This window comes from Sphingomonas sp., assembly GCF_042095875.1.
Lineage (GTDB): Bacteria > Pseudomonadota > Alphaproteobacteria > Sphingomonadales > Sphingomonadaceae > Sphingomonas.
On sequence record NZ_JBELMJ010000097.1, the window covers coordinates 1 to 3,686 of the forward strand.

Annotated in this window: 3 protein-coding genes and 1 pseudogene; all 4 read left to right on the plus strand. The window is 68.1% G+C overall.

Annotated features, from left to right (window positions below; genetic code table 11):
- Positions 1-364: pseudogene (locus ACFDS6_RS16790) on the plus strand (xylose isomerase); the annotation flags it as partial.
- Between the two features lie 167 nt (positions 365-531).
- Entirely contained in the window at positions 532-1,515 is a 984-nt protein-coding gene (locus ACFDS6_RS16795; protein WP_375273226.1) for a hypothetical protein, read from the plus strand.
- A 159-nt stretch (positions 1,516-1,674) separates the two neighbouring features.
- Positions 1,675-2,655: a glycoside hydrolase family 43 protein gene (locus tag ACFDS6_RS16800; protein WP_375273227.1), complete on the plus strand. Its 981-nt coding sequence runs from the start codon at positions 1,675-1,677 to the stop codon at positions 2,653-2,655.
- 13 nt (positions 2,656-2,668) lie between these two features.
- Positions 2,669-3,592 (plus strand): alpha/beta hydrolase, encoded by a 924-nt coding sequence (locus ACFDS6_RS16805; protein WP_375273228.1) that lies wholly within the window; start codon positions 2,669-2,671, stop codon positions 3,590-3,592.
- The last annotated feature ends 94 nt before the right edge of the window (positions 3,593-3,686 follow it).

A 3,686-nucleotide genomic window follows, 5' to 3' on the forward strand; every position in this document is an offset into this window, starting at 1 on the left:
CGAGGAACTGACGCTCGCGATGGTGGAAATCATCCGCGCCGGCGGGTTCACGACCGGCGGGTTCAACTTCGACGCCAAGGTCCGCCGCCAGAGCGTCGACGCGGCCGACCTGTTCTACGGCCACATCGGCGGGATCGACGTGGTGGCGAAGGGGCTGCTCGCCGCCGCCGCGATCATCGAGGACGGGCGCGTCGACGCGATCAAGTCCAAGCGCTACGCCGGCTGGGACGGTGAGTTCGGCGCGGCGATCGGCGACCTTGATCTGGCCGGCATCGCCGATCTGACGGTCGAGCGCGCGATCGATCCCAAGCCGGTTTCGGGCCAGCAGGAGCGGTTGGAGAATCTGATCAACCGCTTCGTCTGACACGATCAGGTGACGCAACGGGCGGCTCGGTTTACCGGCCGCCCGTTTCGGATCGGCTTCACAATCAATCGGCGGCTGTGCGGCACGATGTCGGAGCCGCAGCCGGTCGAGGCGCCGTCCAATAGCCTGAGCCGAAGCACTCCCTGCCACCACCGTGAGGTGCATCCATGTCGCTGCGTGCCGCTTGTGTCCGTCTCATGCCGATCGCCTGCGCGGTCGCAGCAGCATCACCCTCAAGTGCGCTGGCATCGCAGACCGACGCCGTACCACAGAACCGCGAGGCGCTCGCCAGCGCCCTGCCCGACACGCCCGGCAGCGGCCCGTTTCCTGCGGTAAAGGAGATGGACGACACGCTGCCCGACCACGTGATCTACCGTCCGAGCGACCTGTCCGCCGCCGCGGCGCGCAAGCTGCCGATCGTGGTATGGGGCAATGGCGGATGCGCGGGCGACGGGGCGGGTCAGCGTTTCCACCTGCTGGAACTCGCGTCGCACGGTTATCTCGTGATCGCCAATGGCACGATCGCCAGCGGCCCGGGTGCCAAGCCCCTGCCCCCGCGCGCGGTACCACCGCCCGGACCCGACGGCGCGTTCGTCCCGCCGCCGCCGCAGACCTTCGCGACGCAACTGACCGACGGCATCGACTGGGCGGTGCGCGAGAACAAGCGCCGCGGCAGCCGCTATTTCGGCAAGCTCGATCCCGCGGCGATCGCCGTCTCTGGCTGGAGCTGCGGCGGAGTGCAGGCGCTCACGGTCGGCAGCCGCGATCCGCGCGTCAAGACGATCGTGATCCACAACAGCGGGTTGTTCCCGCCGCACGCGCCCAAGCGCCCGGAGATGGCGCTCGACAAGGCGGCGCTCGCGCGCATCTGCGTGCCGATCATCTACATATTGGGTGGCACGACCGACATCGCCTACGCGAACGGCAGCGACGATTTCGCCCGGCTCAGCGGCGTGCCCGCGGCCAAGGTCAGCCTGAACGTCGGGCATCAGGGCACCTTCTTCGAACCGAACGGCGGTCGCGCGGCCGTCATCGCCCGCACGTGGCTCGACTGGCGGCTGAAGAACAGCGCACGCGCACGCGCGATGTTCGCCGGGAGCGACTGCACGTTGTGCACCGATCCCGCGGTCGAGTATCTGCACAAGGACTAGCAGCGTCGGTGTCGAGGATCGTCGCCCTCGCCGACACCTGGCGCACCGAGCAGGATCGTTGCTGACGCCCAGACCGCACGCAGCTGCGTTTCACGCTTGTTAGCGCTCCCACAACAATGCTAGCTTTCGTCAAACGACCGGCAATCGGGGAATGATGGGATGAGGATGTGGGGAGCGCTGCTGGCGCTGAGCCTGACCGGTACGGCGATGGCGCGCGACACGCCGTCGGACGTTCCGATCGCCAATCCGATTATTCGCGACAAGTTCACCGCCGATCCCGCGCCGCTGGTCGTCGGCGACACGCTCTACCTCTACGTCGGCCACGACGAGGCGCAGCGCGACGAGATGTTCAACATGCGCGAGTGGCTGGTCTACTCGACCAAGGACATGCGCACGTGGACCGATCACGGCGCGATCATGCGCATCGCGGACTTCAAATGGGCGCAGAAGGACGCCTGGGCATCGCAGACGATCGCCAAGAACGGCAAATACTGGTTCTACGCCGCGGTCGAGCACGACCAGACCCACCCGGGCAAGGCGATCGCGGTGGCCGTTGCCGACACCCCCACCGGGCCGTTCCGCGACGCCAAGGGCTCGGCGCTCATCACCAACGACATGACGCCCAAGGGTACGCACAGTTGGGAGGACATCGACCCGACCGTCTTCACCGACGACGATGGCACCACCTGGATCGCCTGGGGCAACCGGCAATGCTACATCGCCCGGCTGAAGCCCAACATGATCGAGATCGACGGCCCGATCACCGAGATCACGCCGCCGCACTTCGAGGAAGGGCCGTGGCTGCACAAGCATGGCGGCACCTATTACCTGACCTACGCCTCGCTCGATCGCCGAACCCAGCGCGACGAGCACGTGTCCTACGCGACCGCGCCGTCGATCACGGGGCCGTGGACGCCACGCGGGCTGCTGACCGGCTCGGGCAAGTACAGCTTCACCATCCACCCCGGCATCGCCGAGTTTCGCGGGCGATCGTATCTTTTCCTGCACAATGCGGACCTGGCGCTCGGCGACCAGAGCGGCGCGATCGGTCGCCGCGCGGTCACGGTCTACCCGCTGCACTACAACAAGGACGGCACCATGCGACCGGTCGTGCAGACGACCGGCGCCGCGCGTCGATAAAGGAGAGTCGAGCATGAAGCGCTTGTTGAGAGCTGCCCTGCTGCCGCTGATGATGATCGCGTTCGCGACCCCCGCGGTGGCGCAGGACGATCGCATGACCCCGATCGCGACCCCGGCGCAGCCGACCGCCATCCCGCTCGGAACCGGGACACTGCCGAACGCGCCGGTTCCGGAGAGCTGGCACAGTCAATATGGCAGCGTGTTCGCGCGCAACGTGCGCGACGCGACGCTCACGCCGTTCCTGCCCGATCCGGCCAAGGCAACGGGCACCGCGGTGGTGGTCGCGCCGGGCGGCGGTTTTCGCACCCTGTCGATGGAGAACGAGGGCTGGGACGTGGCCAAGGCGCTGCAGGCGCGCGGCGTGGCGGCGTTCGTGCTCAAGTATCGCCTGAACCAGACGCCCGCCGGCATGCCCGCCTTCGAGCGCTCGATGAACGAGATGTTCTCCGCCACCGCGCGTCCGACACGGCCGACCCCGGAGCAGCAGATCGCCGGGCTCGCGCCGCAGATCGCGGACGCGCGCGCCGCCTTCGCGCTGATCCGCAAGCGCGCGGGCGAGTGGAAGGTCGATCCCGCTCGCATCGGCATGATCGGCTTCTCCGCCGGGGCGATGCTGACCATGGCGACGACGCTCGCGGGCGGCGACGCCAATCCCACGTTCATCGCCAACATCTACGGCCCCCTCGCCCCCGTCACCGTGCCCGCCGACGCGCCGCCGCTGTTCGTCGCGCTGGCGGCGGATGATCCCTTCTTCGCCAACGCGGGCTTCGGCCTGATCGAACGCTGGCACGCCGCGAAACGCCCGGTCGAGTTCCACTTCTACGAACAGGGCGGGCACGGGTTTGGCATGTATTCCAAGCCGACCACCAGCACCGGTTGGTTCGACGCCTTCGCCCGCTGGCTCGACATGCACGGCTGGACCAAGCGAGCGGGCTGAGCGCGCACGGTGGATGGCCGGCGATAGCGGCAGAACGATGGGCGATATGGATCGGCGCACCGCGCTGTCGCTGGCCGCGATCACCGCGGTTCAG